This is a genomic window from Paenibacillus sp. A14 (assembly GCF_036864815.1).
GTDB classification, from domain to species: Bacteria; Bacillota; Bacilli; order Paenibacillales; family Paenibacillaceae; genus Fontibacillus; species Fontibacillus sanfengchensis.
In genome coordinates this window covers 29,048-48,429 of the sequence record NZ_JBAGJD010000014.1, presented here as the reverse complement: position 1 = coordinate 48,429, position 19,382 = coordinate 29,048, and the positions used below count along the sequence as shown (strand labels likewise).

Below are 19,382 nucleotides of genomic sequence, written 5' to 3'. Positions count from 1 at the left end.
GTTGATCTCCTGGTAAACTAAACGAGTTGTTTCCTCAGCGAACAATAAAATTCGAATATGCTTACCGTAGACAGTAGGTGCCAAAGAGGCTTAATTTCCTACCGAGGTGTTGTGATAGAATATCAGTGTACTGCAGTTTTTCTGTAGTTGATGATTCATCAGGCCTTCGTGATTCTACGGAGGCTTTTTTCATGGATATGAAGAGAGCCGAGTAAATCTATCAGGAGGTGTACAGGTTGGCAAACGCAAAAGTGATTCAAGCAAAACAAGAAGCCGTTGATGCCGTAACTGCGAAATTGCGCGAAAGCGCGACAACTGTAGTAGCGGACTATCGCGGTCTGAACGTTGCACAAGTTACGGAATTGCGCAAACAGCTTCGTGAAGCTGGTATCGAGTTCCAAGTGCTGAAGAACACGCTCGTTCGTCGTGCTACGGCGGCTGCTGAACTGACTGAACTGGACGAAGTATTGACGGGTCCTACGGCAATCGCGTTCAGTACGGAAGATGCAGTAGCTCCAGCTAAAATTCTGAGCGATTTCGCGAAGAAGAACGAAGCGTTGAAAGTAAAAGGTGGCGTGGTTGAAGGTCGCGTTGTAGGCGTGGACCAAATCAAAGCGCTGGCGGATCTTCCTTCCCGCGAAGGTCTCCTTTCGATGCTCCTCAGCGTGCTTCAAGCTCCGGTTCGCAACTTTGCTTTGGCTGTCAAAGCCGTTGCAGAGAAAGAAGAAGGCAGCGCAAGCGCGTAAGACTTTCTTCAAAGAGGTCATTTAAAACAATAAAATTCAAATAATGGAGGTTCTATCATGAGTAAAGAACAAATCTTGGAAGCAATTAAAGGCATGACCGTTCTTGAACTGAACGACCTGGTTAAAGCAATTGAAGAAGAATTCGGCGTAACTGCTGCAGCTCCTGTAGTTGTAGCTGGTGGCGGCGGCGGCGCAACTGAAGCGGCTGAGCAAACTGAATTCGACGTAATCCTGACTAACGCAGGCGCATCCAAAATCAACGTTATCAAAGTGGTTCGTGAAATCACTGGCCTCGGCTTGAAAGAAGCCAAAGACCTGGTTGACAACGCACCAAAACCGTTGAAAGAAAAAGTAGGCAAAGAAGAAGCCGATTCCGTCAAAGCAAAATTGGAAGAAGCAGGCGCAACTGTAGAAGTGAAGTAATCACTTTTCTTTAAAAAGCAAACCCCTTGAATATGATTCAAGGGGTTTCTTTTAACCCTGGGGCAAGTCGAATGAAGTTTTAGTTTTTGGGCCTGGTGCTCTTTTGCTCACGGATCCGGATTTGAGATAGATTGCAAGGGATCCCCAGTCTCAAAAGCATTTTAATAGCGTTTAACGGAGGTAGTTCTTGGACGATGCCTGATCACTATTACACGAATGAACCTACTGCGGCACATAACCGAAAAACGTGGGATACTACGTTGCGCGGACATTCCTTTCGCTTTACGAGCGATGCCGGTGTTTTTGCCAAAGGAGGCGTTGATTTCGGGAGCCGCACGTTAATTGAAGCGATGGATATACCGGAGCAGGCCGAAGTGCTGGATGTTGGTTGCGGTTACGGACCGATCGGGCTGGCGGCAGCCAGACTGGCGAGTCAGGGCCATGTCACGATGATCGACGTCAACAGCAGGGCCGTGGAATTGGCACGGGAGAATGCGGCGGCGAACCGGATTGCCAACGTTACCGTGCTGCAAAGCGATTTGTTTGCGGCGCTGGGTGAACGGGAATTCGATGTGGTATTGACCAATCCACCGATTCGGGCAGGAAAGGAAACGGTCCATGCTATTTTTGAAGGAGCATTTGCAAGATTAAGGGATGGTGGCGAATTGTGGATTGTAATTCAGAAGAAGCAAGGGGCGCCGTCGGCAAAGCAGAAGCTCGAGACATTGTTTCGTCAGGTGGAGGAAGTTACGAAGGATAAGGGTTACCGCATCTACAAGGCGGCAAAATAGGGTTTGACTTGCAGAGTCCGTTGTGTTATTATTATAAAATGTCAGTATTAGGATGCCCTCTGTGGCTTTGCTTAACGGAATAGAATGTTTTACGCAGGCGATGTATAAAATCACATCGCTTCACGTATAATATGTACATTTCGGGTAAATCTACTGAATACGGGGGACATCAGGCTGGAAATGGCACGGATAATGATGCTCTTTTTTCGAAAGCATTCGATAAGGGCTTTTCTTTATTTGTGTAGATGAATCCGTATGGTCCTATTATAAGGGCACAAACACGGGTTCGCAATAAATTTTTAAGTGAGTAGACATGAGGGGTGAGTATAAGTTGGCAGGACATCTTGTTCAATATGGTCGACGCACTCGGCGAAGTTATGCACGAATTAACGAGGTACTCGAAGTTCCGAACCTGATCGAAATCCAACAGAAATCCTATGATTGGTTCTTGGAAGAAGGCCTTCGGGAGATGTTCCAAGATATTTCGCCGATTCAGGATTTCACCGGAAATCTGGTGTTGGAATTTATCGATTACAGTCTCGGGGAACCGAAGTATACGGTAGACGACGCGAAGGAACGCGATGTCACGTATGCTGCGCCGCTTCGGGTAAAAGTCCGGCTCATTAATAAAGAAACCGGCGAAGTCAAAGAGCAGGAAGTTTTCATGGGGGATTTCCCGCTGATGACGGAAACCGGCACCTTCATTATTAATGGTGCGGAACGGGTTATTGTCAGCCAGTTGGTTCGCTCTCCTAGCGTCTATTTCAGCACTAAAGTAGATAAGAACGGTAAGAAGACCTATACCGCTACTGTGATTCCGAACCGTGGCGCATGGCTGGAATTGGAGACGGATGCGAAGGACATTATCTACGTTCGGATCGACCGTACCCGTAAAATTCCTGTGACCGTGCTGCTTCGCGCGCTCGGTTTCGGCACGGATGCCGAGATTCTGGATCTTCTCGGGAACGATGAATATATTCGCAACACGCTTGATAAGGATAACACGGATTCTACGGAAAAGGCCCTCATCGAGATCTACGAGCGTCTTCGTCCGGGCGAGCCGCCGACGCTTGAAAACGCCAAGAGCTTGCTGGTAGCCCGCTTCTTTGATCCGAAGCGCTATGATCTGGCTAATGTCGGACGTTATAAAATCAACAAGAAGCTGCACATCAAGAACCGTCTGTTCAACCAGCGTCTGGCGGAATCTTTGATCGACACGAATACCGGTGAAATTATCGCCGAAGCCGGCCAAATGGTAGACCGTCGTCTGTTGGATCAAATTCTTCCGTACCTGGAGAACTCGATAGGATTTAAAAACTACCATGTCGCCGGCGGCGTTTTGGATGCCAACGACGTGCCGCTGCAAACGATCGATATCTTCTCGCCGATCGAGGACGGCAAAGTGGTGAAGGTGATCGCGAACCGCAACATCGATAAATCGGTGAAGCATATTACGCCTGCCGATATTATCTCGTCGATCAGCTACTTCCTGAACCTGCTCCACGGCATCGGCAGCACGGACGATATCGACCACTTGGGTAACCGCAGACTGCGTTCCGTAGGCGAATTACTGCAGAACCAGTTCCGTATCGGTTTGTCCCGGATGGAACGTGTTGTGCGCGAGAGAATGTCGATTCAGGATGCGAACGTGATCACGCCGCAGGCTTTGATCAATATTCGTCCCGTGATCGCTTCGATTAAAGAGTTCTTCGGCAGCTCCCAGTTGTCCCAGTTCATGGACCAAACAAACCCGCTTGCGGAACTTACGCATAAACGCCGTCTGTCCGCACTCGGACCTGGTGGTTTGACGCGGGAACGCGCGGGCTTTGAAGTGCGTGACGTCCATCACTCCCACTATGGCCGGATGTGTCCGATCGAGACGCCGGAAGGTCCGAACATCGGTTTGATCAACTCCTTGTCGACGTTCGCACGGATCAACGAATATGGCTTCATCGAAGCGCCTTATCGTTGGGTCGATCCGAACACCAGCAAAGTTACCGATCAAATCGCTTATCTGACCGCGGACGAGGAAGATAACTACATCATCGCCCAGGCGAACGCGGTCCTCAATGAGGACAATACGTTCCGCGACGCGAATGTTATCGTTCGTTACAATAAGCAGTCCGACAACATTTTGACGATGCCGAGCGATCGTGTTGACTACATGGACGTATCGCCAAAACAGGTGGTATCCGTCGCTACCGCGTTGATTCCGTTCCTGGAAAACGATGACTCCAACCGTGCCCTGATGGGTTCGAACATGCAGCGTCAGGCGGTTCCGCTTCTGATTCCTAAGGCTCCGCTCGTCGGGACCGGGATGGAGCATAAATCGGCCAAAGACTCCGGCGTATGTATCGTTTCGAAATACGACGGGGTTATCGAGCGGTCGGCCGCCAACGAAATCTGGCTTCGCCGGATCGAGACGGTGGACGGCAAGGAAGTGAAGGGCGATCTTGTTAAATATAAATTACACAAATTTATGCGTTCGAACCAAGGAACATGCATCAACCAGCGTCCGATTGTGAAACGCGGCGATATCATCAAGAAGGGCGATATCCTCGCGGACGGGCCGTCCACCGAAATGGGCGAATTGGCGCTTGGCCGCAACGTGGTCGTTGCGTTCATGACTTGGGAAGGCTATAACTACGAGGATGCGATCCTTCTTAGCGAAAAGCTCGTGAAAGAGGATGTTTATACTTCGATTCACATCGAGGAATATGAATCCGAAGCCCGCGATACGAAGCTCGGGCCGGAAGAAATTACCCGCGATATTCCGAACGTCGGGGAAGAGGCGCTCCGCAATCTTGACGAGCGCGGCATTATCCGTGTCGGTGCGGAAATCGGCGCAGGGGACATCCTTGTCGGTAAGGTAACGCCGAAGGGCGTCACCGAATTGACTGCGGAAGAGCGGCTCCTTCATGCGATCTTCGGGGAGAAAGCACGCGAAGTGCGCGATACTTCGCTGCGCGTGCCTCACGGTACTGACGGGATCGTCGTGGACGTGAAGGTCTTTACCCGCGAGAACGGCGACGAATTGCCGCCGGGCGTAAATCAACTCGTTCGGGTATATATTGCCCAAAAACGTAAAATATCTGAAGGCGACAAGATGGCCGGACGTCACGGTAATAAAGGGGTCGTGGCCCGTATTTTACCGGAAGAAGATATGCCGTTCATGCCGGATGGCACGCCTGTTCAAGTCGTATTGAACCCGCTCGGCGTTCCTTCGCGGATGAACATCGGTCAGGTGCTGGAAATCCACCTGGGTATGGCCGCGCTGAAGCTCGGTATCCACGTGGCGACGCCGGTATTCGACGGTGCGAACGAGTACGACGTTTTCGACACGATGGAAGAGGCCGGCATGCAACGCAACGGTAAAACCATCCTGTACGACGGTAGAACTGGCGAACAGTTCGAACGTGAAGTCACCGTCGGCGTCATGCATATGATCAAGCTGGCGCACATGGTTGACGATAAAATCCATGCCCGTTCCACGGGTCCTTACTCGCTCGTTACGCAGCAGCCTCTCGGCGGTAAAGCGCAGTTCGGCGGACAGCGTTTCGGGGAAATGGAAGTTTGGGCGCTCGAAGCTTACGGCGCCGCCTATACGCTGCAAGAGATTTTGACCGTCAAGTCGGACGATGTGGTCGGCCGGGTGAAAACCTACGAATCCATCGTCAAGGGCGAGAACGTGCCAGAACCTGGTGTGCCGGAGTCGTTTAAAGTCTTGATCAAGGAGCTTCAAAGCTTGGGGATGGACGTAAAGATCCTCACCGAGAACGAAGAAGAGATCGAGATGAAGGAAATCGACGACGAAGACGATGCGTCCGGGGACAAACTGAGTCTGAACCTGGAAGGCGCGGAAGTCGGAGTGGAATAAGCATCCCTGGCGGCGGGTTCGCCGCCGCCCAGAGATGATGTATAGCCGGAAAATGTCAATATCAGGACTTGGTTAAGGAGGGATGCTCCTTGTTGGACGTCAACAACTTCGAGTATATGAAAATCGGGCTCGCTTCCCCGGATAAAATTCGTTCTTGGTCCCGCGGAGAAGTGAAGAAACCGGAAACGATCAACTACCGTACGCTGAAACCGGAAAAGGAAGGGCTGTTTTGCGAGAAAATCTTCGGTCCGACCAAAGACTGGGAATGTCATTGCGGTAAGTATAAACGCGTTCGTTACAAAGGCGTTGTCTGCGACCGCTGCGGCGTCGAAGTGACGAGAGCCAAAGTGCGCCGCGAACGGATGGGGCATATCGAACTGGCCGCACCGGTTTCCCACATTTGGTATTTCAAAGGGATTCCAAGCCGGATGGGGCTGGCGCTCGACATGTCGCCGCGTTCGTTGGAAGAGATTATTTATTTTGCATCTTATGTAGTTACGGATCCGGGGGAAACTCCGCTGGAGAAAAAGCAGCTCCTGTCCGAGAAAGAATACCGCAGCTACCGCGAGAAATACGGCTACGGCTTCCAAGCCGGCATGGGTGCCGAAGCGGTGAAGAAGTTGCTTCAGGATCTCGATATCGACAAAGAGCTGGAATTCTTGAAAGAAGAGCTGCGCACGGCCCAAGGCCAACGCCGTAACCGTGCGATCAAGCGCCTGGAAGTTATCGAGGCGTTCAAAAGTTCCGGCAACGAGCCGGAATGGATGATTCTCGACGTGCTTCCGGTCATTCCGCCGGAGCTTCGTCCGATGGTACAGCTGGACGGCGGCCGCTTTGCGACCTCCGACTTGAACGATCTGTACCGCCGCGTCATCAACCGGAACAACCGTCTGAAGCGCCTGCTTGATCTGGGCGCGCCGGACATCATCGTACAAAACGAGAAGCGGATGCTTCAAGAAGCCGTTGACGCTCTGATCGATAACGGCCGCCGCGGCCGTCCGGTTACCGGGCCGGGGAACCGCCCATTGAAATCGCTCAGCCACATGCTGAAAGGGAAACAGGGCCGCTTCCGGCAGAACCTCCTCGGAAAACGGGTTGACTATTCCGGTCGTTCCGTTATCGTCGTAGGTCCTTACCTGAAGATGTACCAATGCGGTTTGCCGAAAGAAATGGCGCTGGAACTGTTCAAGCCGTTCGTGATGAAAGAGCTCGTGAACAAAGGTCTGGCTCACAACATCAAGAGCGCGAAACGGAAAGTGGAACGCGTTAGTCCGGAAGTATGGGATGTCCTCGAAGAAGTGATTAAGGAGCACCCGGTTCTGCTGAACCGTGCCCCTACGCTTCACAGACTCGGAATCCAAGCGTTCGAGCCGATCCTCGTGGAAGGCCGCGCGATCCGGCTTCACCCGCTCGTATGTACGGCGTACAACGCCGACTTTGACGGTGACCAAATGGCCGTGCACGTGCCGTTGTCGGCGGAGGCCCAGGCCGAAGCCCGCATCTTGATGCTGGCCTCCGGCAACATCCTGAACCCGAAAGACGGCAAGCCGGTTGTAACGCCTTCGCAGGATATGGTCCTCGGATCTTACTACCTGACGATGGACAACAAGGAAGCCAAAGGTGCCGGCATGATTCTCGGTTCGGTCAACGAGGCCTTCTCCGCTTACCAACGCGGTACGGCCGCTCTGCATGCCCGCGTGGCGATTCCGGTCAAAGCGCTCGGCAAGACCAGCTTCACCGAGAAACAGCAAGAAGCGCTGCTCATCACGACGGTAGGGAAGATTATCTTCAATGATATTTTCCCGGCAAGCTTCCCTTACATTAATGAGCCTTCCAGAGCGAACCTGTTCCAAGGCACGCCGGAAGACTACTTCATTTATGAAAAAGGCGCCGATATCAAAGAGCGAATTTTTGCGGCGAAGCAAGCGGGCGGCGTAGGTAAAGAATACCTCGGCGAAATTATCGGCCGCTGCTTCGAGATCTATCATACGACCGAAACTTCGGTTATCCTTGACCGGATCAAGCAAACCGGGTTTACCTATTCGACCCGTGCGGGCGTAAGTATCGCTGTGGCCGACGTTATCGTACCTGATGAGAAACAGGCGATTCTGAAGGAATCCGATGAGAAGGTACAAGTGATTACGACGCAATACCGCCGCGGTCTGATTACTAACGAAGAACGCTATGACCGCGTTATCGAGATCTGGTCCAAAGCGAAGGACCGGATTACCGATGTGCTCATGAAGTCGATGGACCGTTACAACTCCATCATGCTCATGGTTGACTCCAAAGCCCGGGGTAATAAATCGCAGATTACCCAGCTGGGCGGTATGCGGGGGCTGATGGCCAACCCGTCGGGTCGGATCATCGAACTCCCGATCAAATCGAACTTCCGCGAAGGCCTTACAGTCCTCGAGTACTTCCTTTCGACGCACGGTGCGCGGAAGGGGCTGGCGGATACCGCCCTCCGGACCGCGGACTCGGGTTACCTGACCCGCCGTCTGGTCGACGTGGCCCAGGACGTTATCGTTCGCGAGGAAGATTGCGGTACGGATAAAGGCTTCATGGTCAGCGTTATTCAGGACGGCAAAGAGGTCATCGAAGGCCTGTATGACCGGATTGAAGGACGTTACTCGTTTGAGACCGTCAAACATCCGCAAACGGGTGAGATTATCATTCACCGCAACGAGTTGATCGATTCCGACAAGGCGCATGAAATCGTCAACGCCGGTGTCGAGAAGCTGCAAATCCGTTCCGTGCTGAGCTGCCGCGCCCGCCATGGCGTATGTAAAAAATGCTACGGCCGCAACTTGGCGACAGGCAAGCACGTTGAAATCGGGGAAGCGGTCGGCATTATCGCCGCGCAATCGATCGGTGAACCGGGAACCCAGCTCACCATGCGTACGTTCCATACCGGGGGCGTAGCCGGTGACGATATCACCCAAGGTTTGCCGCGGATTCAGGAGCTCTTTGAAGCCCGGAACCCGAAAGGTCAAGCCACGATCAGTGAAATCGACGGCGTCATCAAGGAAATCCGCGAAGCCAAGGACCGCCGCGAAATCGAGGTACAAGGCGAAGCGGAAACGAAAGTGTACTCCGTTACCTATGGTTCCCGCCTGCGCGTAAGCGAAGGGCAGGAAATCGAAGCGGGCGACGAGCTCACGGACGGTTCCATCGACCCGAAAGAAATTTTGCGCATCAAGGGGATACGCGGCGTGCAGAACTATATCCTTCAGGAAGTTCAGCGCGTTTACCGGAACCAGGGCGTAGAAATCAACGACAAGCACATCGAAGTTATGGTGAGACAAATGTTGCGTAAGATTCGCATCGTCGATGCCGGAGATACGCCGCTCTTGCCGGGTTCCTTCGTTGACCTGCACGAATATGAAGTTGCGAACAAGGATGCGATCCTGTCCGGCAAAGAGCCGGCCGTGGCCAAACCGGTCCTGCTCGGGATCACCAAGGCATCGCTCGAAACGGATTCCTTCCTGTCCGCCGCCTCCTTCCAGGAGACGACACGGGTGCTTACCGATGCCGCGATCAAAGGCAAAGTGGATAAACTCCTCGGCCTGAAAGAGAACGTCATTATCGGTAAATTGATCCCTGCGGGTACAGGCATGAACCGTTACCGCAGCGTTCAATTCGAAGAGCCGGAAGGCGAAGATACCGCGGAAGAAAGTCTGGAGCCGGTATCTGTAGAATAGAAGTTATGCAGCAGCGGGTGGCGGTTCGGGTTTTGGCTCGAGCGCAGACCGCTGCTGCTTTCTTTTACCGCCAGTTGGTTGTAACGGTTATATGAATAATTTATTCCAAGCTTCAAAACAATCGCTTGACATCATCTACTCGGAATGCTAATATATCAAAGTGCGTGAGTACGGATATCCCTGTTTCTTTGGAGGACGTAGATATGTCTAATGATAAAGGTTTACAGGACGCTCATGTCAAGATCGGCACCAAGCAAACCATGCGAATGGTGGAATTGGGACGAGCCGATGAGGTTTACGTAGCTGAAGATGCAGATCCGCGCCTTACTTCGAAGATCATTGCGCTGTGCAACCAACGTTCCGTCAAGGTAACGATGGTGGATACGATGGTCAATCTCGGCAAAGCTTGCGGGATTGATGTCGGAGCGGCAATGGCTGCGATCGTAAGACAATAGTTGATAGGAATGTTTTTGTTGAAGGGAAGCTTTCGGCAAAAACTTTTCATTTGTTCTTTTATGAACCGCCTGGGTCTGTGGGCTTAAAAAAAGGTTTGTAAGAAGCTTGGAAAATTTGAGGAAGGGGGTGGCAACTAACATGCCAACAATTAACCAACTCGTCCGTAAAGGACGTCAAGACAAAGTGTACAAATCGAAATCGCCAGCACTGCAAAGAGGTTTCAACGCCCTGAAGCGTGAGGCAACGGATTTGAGCTCTCCGCAAAAACGCGGTGTCTGCACTCGTGTGGGTACTATGACTCCTAAGAAACCGAACTCCGCACTTCGTAAATATGCTCGTGTTCGCTTGACGAACCGCGTAGAGGTAACGGCGTACATTCCAGGGATCGGTCACAACCTGCAAGAGCACAGTGTGGTTTTGATTCGCGGCGGCCGGGTTAAGGACCTTCCGGGTGTACGTTATCACATCGTACGCGGAGCCTTGGACACAGCTGGTGTGAACAACCGCATGCAAGCTCGTTCGAAATACGGCGCTAAGCGTCCAAAAGCTAAAAAATCCTAAGTTGACCGCAAGGTGACTTAATGAACCGCTAGGTTTGGATTAATACTGAAAGGGGGATAACTATGCCACGCAAAGGTCCAGTTACAAAGAGAGACGTGTTGCCAGATCCGGTGTATAACAGCAAGCTCGTTACTCGTCTGATCAACCGCATCATGCTCGACGGTAAACGCGGCGTTGCTCAGAGCATTCTGTACAACGCGTTCAACCTCATCCAAGAACGTACGGGGAATGACCCAATGGAAGTGTTTGAAGCCGCGCTGAAGAACATCATGCCTGTACTGGAAGTTAAAGCTCGCCGTGTCGGCGGTGCCAACTACCAGGTACCTATCGAAGTTAAACCGGAAAGACGTACATCCTTGGGATTACGTTGGCTCGTAAACTACTCCCGCAACCGCGGCGAGAAGACGATGGAAGAACGTTTGGCTGCCGAGATTATCGACGCATCGAACAACACAGGCGCTTCCGTGAAGAAACGCGAAGATACGCACAAAATGGCCGAAGCGAACAAAGCGTTCGCACACTACCGCTGGTAGGATCCGGTTTAATCTAATAAACTTTCTATTTTGAAGGGAGACAGATTCATGGCAAGAGAGTTCTCCTTGAAAAATACACGTAATATCGGGATCATGGCGCATATTGACGCCGGTAAAACGACCACGACGGAACGTATCTTGTTCTACACAGGCCGTACGCACAAAATCGGGGAAGTTCACGAAGGTGCTGCTACGATGGACTGGATGGAACAAGAGCAAGAGCGCGGTATCACGATTACGTCCGCTGCTACGACCGCTCAATGGAAGGGCCACCGCGTTAATATCATCGATACCCCGGGACACGTTGACTTCACTGTTGAAGTTGAACGCTCCCTGCGTGTATTGGACGGGGCAGTAGGCGTTTTCAGTGCGAAAGAAGGCGTTGAGCCACAATCTGAAACCGTTTGGAGACAGGCTGACCGTTATGGCGTTCCTCGGATCGCTTATGTAAACAAAATGGATATCATCGGTGCGGACTACCTGAACGTTGTTAGTGATATGCGCGATCGTCTGCAAGCGAACGCAGTTGCTATCCAACTGCCGATCGGTGCGGAAAATGATTTTGTCGGGATCATCGACATTATCGAGAAGAAAGCCTTCATGTACAAAGACGATTTGGGTCAAAACATCGAAGAAGCCGAAGTTCCTGCGGATCTCGCCGATAAGGTAGAGGAACTCCGCGCGGAATTGATCGAGAAGGTTGCCGAGCTGGACGAAGAATTGACGATGAAATACCTCGAAGGCGAGGAAATCACCGTTGAAGAACTGAAGGCCGCACTGCGCAGAGGCGTTTGCGAAGTGAAAATCTTCCCGGTTATCTGCGGTTCTTCTTACCGCAACAAAGGGGTTCAGTTGATGCTGGACGCTGTTATCGACTACCTGCCTGCACCGGTTGACGTACCGAGCATCCAAGGTCACCTGGAAGACGGCAGCGAAGTTGAACGCCATTCTTCCGACGAAGAGCCGTTTGCGGCATTGGCCTTTAAAATCATGACTGACCCGTACGTAGGTAAGCTGACGTTCTTCCGCGTATACTCCGGTGTTTTGCAATCCGGTTCTTACGTGTTGAATGCAACGAAAGGCAAACGCGAACGGATCGGACGCATCCTGCAAATGCATGCGAACAGCCGTCAAGAAATCACTGAAGTTTATGCAGGGGATATCGCGGCTGCCGTAGGTTTGAAAGATACGGGCACAGGTGATACACTGTGTGATGAGAAGAACCCGGTTATTCTCGAGTCGATGAACTTCCCTGATCCGGTTATCGAAATCGCGGTTGAGCCTAAAACCAAGGCCGACCAAGACAAGATGGGCGTTGCTCTCGGTAAATTGACGGAAGAAGACCCTACGCTTCGCGCTCATACAAATGAAGAAACTGGCCAAACGATCCTTGCGGGTATGGGTGAGCTTCACCTGGATATCATCATTGACCGTATGCGCCGTGAATTCAAAGTAGAGACGAATGTTGGTAAGCCGCAAGTTGCTTATCGTGAAACGTTCAAAGCTCCGGCTCGCGTAGAAGGTAAATTCGTTCGCCAATCCGGTGGTCGTGGTCAATACGGTCACGTATGGGTTGAGTTCGAACCTCTGGAGCCAGGCAGCGGCAACCAGTTCGACAGCAAGGTCGTCGGCGGTTCCGTTCCGAGAGAATACATCGGGCCTGCTCAGCAAGGTATTGAAGAAGCCATGAAGAATGGTGTCCTTGCGGGCTTCCCGTTGGTAGACGTTAAAGCAACCATCGTTGACGGTTCTTATCATGACGTCGACTCCAGTGAAATGGCGTTTAAAATCGCCGGTTCCATGGCTTTGAAGGCAGCTAAAGACAAATGTCAAGCTGTTCTGCTCGAGCCAATCATGAAAGTCGAAGTAACGGTTCCTGAAGAGTACATGGGCGACGTTATGGGTATGCTGAACTCCCGCCGCGGACGGATCGAAGGTATGGATTCCCGTGGTGGTGCGCAAATTATCCGTGCGAAAGTGCCTCTCTCCGAAATGTTCGGTTACTCGACAACACTTCGCTCCGGTACACAAGGACGCGGCGTGTTCTCGATGGAACTCTCCCACTATGAAGAAGTTCCAAGAACCATCGCCGAAGAAATCGTGTCCAAAAATAAAGGCGGAGAATAAATTCAGTACCTGCTAGCCGGGGAACTCCTTGAGCCTGAAAGGGAACGGGCTCCCTGGTTAGTCCAACATAACAATCCATATTTTAAGGAGGAAATGTTTAAAATGGCAAAGGCTAAATACGAACGTACAAAACCGCATGTTAACATCGGTACAATCGGTCACGTCGACCATGGTAAAACAACTCTGACTGCAGCCATCACGACTGTATTGTCCAAAACATATGGCGGTGCTGCTGTAGCATTCGACCAAATCGACAAAGCTCCAGAAGAACGCGAACGCGGTATCACAATCTCGACGGCACACGTTGAGTATGAAACAAACAACCGCCACTACGCACACGTTGACTGCCCAGGGCACGCCGACTATGTTAAAAACATGATCACCGGCGCAGCTCAAATGGACGGCGCGATCCTGGTTGTATCCGCAGCTGACGGCCCAATGCCGCAAACTCGCGAGCACATCCTGTTGTCCCGTAACGTAGGCGTTCCTTACATCGTCGTATTCTTGAACAAATGCGATATGGTTGAAGATGCCGAACTGATCGAACTCGTTGAAATGGAAGTTCGCGACCTGCTTAACGAATACGAATTCCCTGGTGATGACACTCCAATCATCCAAGGTTCCGCTCGTGAAGCTCTTCAAAACCCTGAAGGCGACTGGGCTAAGAAAATCGTTGAAATGTTCGAAATCATCGATGAATACATTCCGCTTCCAGAGCGTCCAGTGGACAAACCGTTCCTGATGCCTGTCGAGGACGTATTCTCGATCACTGGCCGTGGTACGGTTGCTACAGGTCGTGTAGAACGCGGTACGGTTAAAGTCGGAGACGAAATCGAAATCGTGGGTATCCGCGAAGAAACTAAGAAATCCGTTGTTACGGGCGTTGAAATGTTCCGTAAATTGCTGGATTCCGCTGAAGCGGGCGACAACATCGGTGCATTGCTCCGTGGTGTTGACCGTAAAGAAATCGAGCGCGGCCAAGTATTGGCTAAGCCGGCTTCCGTTAATCCGCATACTGAGTTCTCCGCTCAAGTATACGTATTGACTAAAGAAGAAGGTGGACGTCATAAGCCTTTCTTCACGGGCTACCGTCCTCAATTCTATTTCCGTACAACTGACGTAACAGGTGTTATCAACCTGCCAGAAGGTACTGAAATGGTTATGCCTGGCGACAACATCGAAGTTACCGTTCAACTGATCAACCCAATCGCGATCGAAGAAGGAACTCGCTTCTCCATCCGTGAAGGTGGACGTACAGTTGGATCCGGCGCTGTTGTTACTATCAGCAAATAATAAGGCTGATTCAGCCTCAAGAAGCTGTCTCCCTATGGGAGGCAGCTTTTTTTTGTCCGAAAACCGGGGGTAGATATCCGCTTGCAGAAAATATTCTCCATAATCAATTAATAATGTGGATATTATCTCCATAATATTCTACTAATGCGGTAACCACTGATGTCCTCCGTTCGGGGGTCCACTTCATAGGGAAAGGATGTTGTGTATGGCGAAAAAGACCGCTCGGCGTTTTAGCTTAATCTTAATTGCACTCATGCTTCTAGTTTTGATGGGGGCGTGCGGAGGAACCAAGTCCGCAAATTCGGGTCCAGTCAACAATATTGCAAGCTCGGAGACAAATAACAAGACGGACAGCAAGGAGCAGGTTACGCTGCAATTCTGGACAATCGCGCTGCAGCCCACATTTAATGATTTTTTTAATGACTTGATTAACCGCTATGAACAGGAACATCCTAATGTAAAAATTATTTGGCAGGATTATCCCTACGATACGATTTCTCAAAAGCTGCTGACCAGCATCGCAAGCAAAAAAAGTCCTGATGTCGTGAACCTCAACACGGAATTCGCCAGCCAAATCGGAAGCAAAGGGGCCCTTGTCAACTTCGAGGATTACATTTCAGCGGAAGCAAAGGGGGCTTATTTCGCTGGAATTTACAACTCGACTGTCGTGGATGGCAAAGCATACGCCTTGCCTTGGTATACGGGAACCGAAGTCTTGTTCATGAACACGAAGCTGGTCAAAGCGGCTGGGCTAGATCCCGCCAATCCTCCCAAGACCCGTGAAGAGTTGGCCGATTGGGCCAGGCAAATCAAGGAGAAAACAGGCAAAGGCGGCTACGCCATCCAGTTTATTTCCAAGCTATTCTCCCTCGAAGGTATCCCGCTTTTGAACGAAGACAAGACGGCAGCCGCCTTTAATACTCCCGAGGCGGAGGCCATGATCGCAGGCCTCCAGCAACTGATTGAGGAAGGAGTGATAATGAAGGATGACGCCAAGTTCGATAAGCAAATCCAATATTATTCCGGCGAGCAGGTTGCGTTTGAACTGGCCGGCCCCACCTTTATCAATTTTTTGAAAACCTCGGCACCGGAAGTATACAAGAATACGATAGCTGTTCCGCTGCCTACGGGGAAGGCGGATTTACGGCTTTCCAACTCCATGAACGTTGTGGTCCCCAAAGCTTCGGCTCATGCGGAAGCCGCTGTGGATTTCGCCCTATTCGTGACCAATGCGGACAATCAAACAGCCTTTTCCAAGCAGGCCAATACATTACCTTCCACCAAGGCGTCCATACGGGATCCCTTCTTCACCGAGTCGGACAATTCGCTGGAAGCAGAGGCCAAAATCACCTCCGCGCAAAGTCTGGATAAAGCCATGGACTTCATGGTTGGCGTGCCAAGTGCTTCGGATATCAACTCCGCATTGGCGAGAGGGCTTCAGAATATTTTGCTGAATCAGCAGGACGTGAAGAAGACGCTGGATTCGGTGGAAAAGGAAGTCAACGATATTCTGAGCAAGTAGCGTAAACAACACTACATCAAGTCCGGCAGGCAGGAGGGAAAAGGATGAAGAAATGGACCCGCTCGGAGTCATTTACAGCATGGGCTTTTATGACGCCGGGCCTACTCATCGTCATAGTCTTTGTTTTTTGGCCAATCCTCTATGGTATACCGCTATCATTGACCGATTACTCCGTCATTTCGGACACCCACTTCATTGGACTAAGCAACTTTACCGAGGCGCTGCGTGACCGTAACTTCCTTGTTTCCTTATGGAACTCGCTCCTGTATGTGATGATCGTTCCGGTGATTCAAATTTTATCGATTCTCATGGCCGTCCTGGTAAACAGCCGGATTCCGGGGGTCAAGGCTTTTCGAACGGCTTTTTATATTCCTGTCGTGACTTCCATGGTGGCCGTGGCTCTGATCTGGAGCTGGTTGCTCAGCAATAACGGGGTCGTTAATTATTTTCTGATCAAGACCCGCATCATCAGCGAGCAAATCTCCTGGCTGTCCGACAGCAGTACGGCATTGTATGTACTAATGTTCATTACGATGTGGAAGGGTCTCGGATACTATATGATCCTGTATCTGGCCGGCTTGCAAGGAATACCCGACGAGCTTTATGAGGCAGCCCGGGTGGACGGAGCCGGAAGGGCCAGGATGATTTATAAAATTACCCTGCCCCTCTTGAAGCCGCACATACTTTTCTGCACGTTGATTTCTCTCATGTCCGCCATCCGGGTATTCGATGAGGTCTATATTTTGACGAAGGGGGGGCCCGGTACAGCGACCCTTACTTCCAGCGTCTACATTTTTCAAAAAGGCCTGGAGCAGTTTAATTTCGGCTACGCAACCGCGCTGGGACTGATTGTTAGTCTTGCCGTCGGATTGCTGAGCGTTTTAATCTTCTATATCAACAGGAAAGGGGGCGTCAATCCTTACTGATGAATGCGAAGAAGAGCGTTAAAGCGTTGGTCGCCGGGATGCGTTATCTCATTATTTATACTCTGCTCCTCGCTTTGGCTTTATTTATGATGGGGCCTTTTCTATGGCTGCTTAGCGTTTCGGTGATGCCCGGCAAAAATGTATTCTCGATGCCGCCCGCCATCTTTCCGACCTTTGTGGATTTTAGAAATTACACAGAAGTTTGGCGGTTCATGGATTTCCCGAAATACATCGGGAACACGGTGATCATCACCGCGCTCGGCATTGCGGCCAACCTGATTCTATCGAGCATGACGGCTTACCCTCTCGCGGCGTTGCGGTTTAAGGGCAAAAATCTGGTGTTCGGCTTGCTGGTTTCCACTATGATTATTCCTTCCGCTACGGCAATTATCGTACATTACTTAACCATTCAGGCTTTCCGGCTGAGCAATTCTTATATAGGAGTGGTTTTGCCGGCTGCGGTGTCCGTGTTCAACATTTTTCTGATGCGGCAGACGTTCCTATCGGTACCGGCGGATATGCGGGATTCCGGAAAGATGGACGGAGCTTCGGAATTTCGAATTTTCTGGCAGTTGATCCTCCCGCTGGTTAAACCGGGGCTCGCAGTCATCGCGCTGCTTGAGATGATGGCTTTCTGGAACAATTTTTTATGGCCGATCGTGGTGCTGAATGACCCGTCGAAATATCCGCTGGCTGCTGCGTTAACCTATTTAAACGGGCAATTTGCCTACAATTTCGGTTGGATCGCCGCGGGTACAATGATCTCGGTCCTGCCGATCATCCTGGTCTTTTTGTTTACCCAACGTTATTACATCGAAGGGATCTCCGGAGCGATTAAAGGATAAGGTTAGGAATTAACGAGATCGGACAGGAGCTGGTAAAAAGTGACGACGAAAATCGTTTATATTCCATTAGACGAGCGCCCTTGCAATGCCTATTTCCCCAAGGCTTTGGCTGCCGCTACGGAGTTTAGCGTAGTGACGCCTCCTCCGGAAATGATGGGGAACAAAAAGTCTCCCGCGGATACAGAGCGGATATGGACATGGCTGCTGGAGGAGGCAAAAGGAGCTGTCGGAGCGATCGTTTCGCTCGATACGCTGGTCTATGGGGGGATCATTCCTTCCCGGCTTCATGATTTAACCGATGAGGAATGCCGGGCAAGGTTGCAGCGGGTCCATGAACTAAAAGCAGCCTGTCCCGGGCTGACGCTATATGCGCTCAATCTGGTTATGCGCTGCCCTCAATACTCCAGCAGCGATGAGGAGCCGGACTACTATGGGGTGTGGGGCCGGGATATTTTCAGGTTGGGCTATATAACCCATCGGGCGAAGCTGGGCCTTGCCACCGAGGAGGAAACAAAGGAACTGGAGGAGATTAACTTCCGATTGCCGGAAGCGGTGCTGAACGATTATTTGCGGCGGCGGGCCGCGAATGTTCGGGTGAACCGGTTGGCCGTTGAGCTGGCGAAAGAAGGGATGCTCGATTTCCTGATCATTCCCCAAGACGACTCCGCCCCTTACGGCTGGACGACGATGGACCAACTGGAGATCCGGAGGGACATGGAGAGCTTGGGAGCAGGCTTGAAGGTATATATGTATCCGGGAGCCGATGAAGTTGGCTGCACCCTGCTCGCCCGAATGGTGAACCGGTTCAGGCAGTGCAGCCCGCAGATCTACCCGAGGTTCTCCAGTGCGCAAGGACCGTTTGTCATTCCGCTCTATGAGGACCGCGTCTTGTTCGAGAGCGTCAAGTATCAGGTTCTGGCTGCCGGGGGGCTGCTCTGCTCCTCTGTGACCGAGGCAGATCTGGTGCTGCTGGTTAACTCTCCGGGAGAAACCATGATGGAAAGCGTATTGCAGCACCAACCGGGAGCGGACGTTCCGATGCACCGTAACCTCGTGGAACTGGTGGAAAGCGCCGACTATTTGATCAGCCGAGCCCGCAAGCCTTGCATCGTGGCCGATGTCGCCTATGCCAACGGTTCGGATCTGCAATTGATTCGGCTGCTTCGCGAGAAAGGACTGCTATTCCGCTTGGCGGGCTATGCGGGTTGGAATACCAGTTCGAATACGCTCGGTACCTGCATTGCTCAGGGGATGATGTTTCACTTATATGGCGAAACGCCCGAGCATCTGGATTTTTTGTCGTTAAGATATACCGAGGACGCCGGTTATTGCTCTTATGTGAGACAACATGTGAAAGAGAATCGGCTGCCGGAGCTGGGGATGGACTATTTTTCGATTGACGGTCAGAGAGGGAAGGTTTCCTGCATTATCCGGGAAGAGCTTAACCGTTTTGTGGACCGGTATTTGAATGACGACGCTTATCGGATTGTGATCGATGATGTCTATATGCCGTGGAGCCGTATGTTTGAGGTAGGCCTCCGCACGCACTTGATGCCATCCGAAAGGAGTTAAGGGTAA

14 protein-coding genes and 1 other annotated feature are annotated in these 19,382 nt (G+C 51.4%); all 14 genes read left to right on the top strand.

What is annotated here, in order from left to right; all coding sequences use genetic code 11:
* The first annotated feature begins 46 nt into the window (after positions 1-46).
* Positions 47-199, top strand: a sequence feature (ribosomal protein L10 leader region).
* A gap of 37 nt (positions 200-236) precedes the next feature.
* Positions 237-746: a 50S ribosomal protein L10 gene (gene rplJ, locus V4U88_RS23915; protein ID WP_334075718.1), complete on the top strand. Its 510-nt coding sequence runs from the start codon at positions 237-239 to the stop codon at positions 744-746.
* Between the two features lie 57 nt (positions 747-803).
* Positions 804-1,169: a 50S ribosomal protein L7/L12 gene (gene rplL, locus V4U88_RS23910; RefSeq protein WP_334075717.1), complete on the top strand. Its 366-nt coding sequence runs from the start codon at positions 804-806 to the stop codon at positions 1,167-1,169.
* 194 nt (positions 1,170-1,363) lie between these two features.
* On the top strand, positions 1,364-1,960 hold the full coding sequence (locus V4U88_RS23905) for a class I SAM-dependent methyltransferase (protein ID WP_334075716.1): 597 nt from the start codon (positions 1,364-1,366) through the stop codon (positions 1,958-1,960).
* A gap of 331 nt (positions 1,961-2,291) precedes the next feature.
* On the top strand, positions 2,292-5,837 hold the full coding sequence (gene rpoB / locus V4U88_RS23900; RefSeq protein ID WP_334075715.1) for a DNA-directed RNA polymerase subunit beta: 3,546 nt from the start codon (positions 2,292-2,294) through the stop codon (positions 5,835-5,837).
* Between the two features lie 89 nt (positions 5,838-5,926).
* Positions 5,927-9,541, top strand: coding sequence for a DNA-directed RNA polymerase subunit beta' (gene rpoC, locus V4U88_RS23895; protein ID WP_334075714.1), 3,615 nt, complete (start codon positions 5,927-5,929; stop codon positions 9,539-9,541).
* 203 nt (positions 9,542-9,744) lie between these two features.
* On the top strand, positions 9,745-9,996 hold the full coding sequence (locus V4U88_RS23890; protein ID WP_148458026.1) for a ribosomal L7Ae/L30e/S12e/Gadd45 family protein: 252 nt from the start codon (positions 9,745-9,747) through the stop codon (positions 9,994-9,996).
* A gap of 139 nt (positions 9,997-10,135) precedes the next feature.
* Positions 10,136-10,558, top strand: coding sequence for a 30S ribosomal protein S12 (rpsL, locus tag V4U88_RS23885; protein WP_018753998.1), 423 nt, complete (start codon positions 10,136-10,138; stop codon positions 10,556-10,558).
* A 62-nt stretch (positions 10,559-10,620) separates the two neighbouring features.
* The gene (gene rpsG / locus V4U88_RS23880) at positions 10,621-11,091 is read left to right on the top strand and encodes a 30S ribosomal protein S7 (protein ID WP_044482526.1); all 471 of its coding nucleotides are present in this window, start codon (positions 10,621-10,623) and stop codon (positions 11,089-11,091) included.
* 48 nt (positions 11,092-11,139) lie between these two features.
* Positions 11,140-13,218 (top strand): elongation factor G, encoded by a 2,079-nt coding sequence (gene fusA, locus V4U88_RS23875; RefSeq protein WP_334075713.1) that lies wholly within the window; start codon positions 11,140-11,142, stop codon positions 13,216-13,218.
* A 102-nt stretch (positions 13,219-13,320) separates the two neighbouring features.
* Positions 13,321-14,511, top strand: a complete 1,191-nt coding sequence (tuf, locus tag V4U88_RS23870; RefSeq protein ID WP_334075712.1) for an elongation factor Tu — start codon at positions 13,321-13,323, stop codon at positions 14,509-14,511.
* A gap of 253 nt (positions 14,512-14,764) precedes the next feature.
* Positions 14,765-16,033 (top strand): ABC transporter substrate-binding protein, encoded by a 1,269-nt coding sequence (locus tag V4U88_RS23865; protein WP_334075711.1) that lies wholly within the window; start codon positions 14,765-14,767, stop codon positions 16,031-16,033.
* Between the two features lie 44 nt (positions 16,034-16,077).
* Positions 16,078-16,959: a carbohydrate ABC transporter permease gene (locus V4U88_RS23860; RefSeq protein ID WP_334075710.1), complete on the top strand. Its 882-nt coding sequence runs from the start codon at positions 16,078-16,080 to the stop codon at positions 16,957-16,959.
* A complete protein-coding gene (locus tag V4U88_RS23855) occupies positions 16,959-17,804 on the top strand; it encodes a carbohydrate ABC transporter permease (RefSeq protein ID WP_334075709.1) in 846 nt (281 codons plus the stop codon). The genes V4U88_RS23860 and V4U88_RS23855 overlap by 1 nt, the downstream gene beginning before the upstream one ends.
* Positions 17,805-17,843: 39 nt before the next feature.
* Positions 17,844-19,376 (top strand): DUF4127 family protein, encoded by a 1,533-nt coding sequence (locus tag V4U88_RS23850; RefSeq protein ID WP_334075708.1) that lies wholly within the window; start codon positions 17,844-17,846, stop codon positions 19,374-19,376.
* The last annotated feature ends 6 nt before the right edge of the window (positions 19,377-19,382 follow it).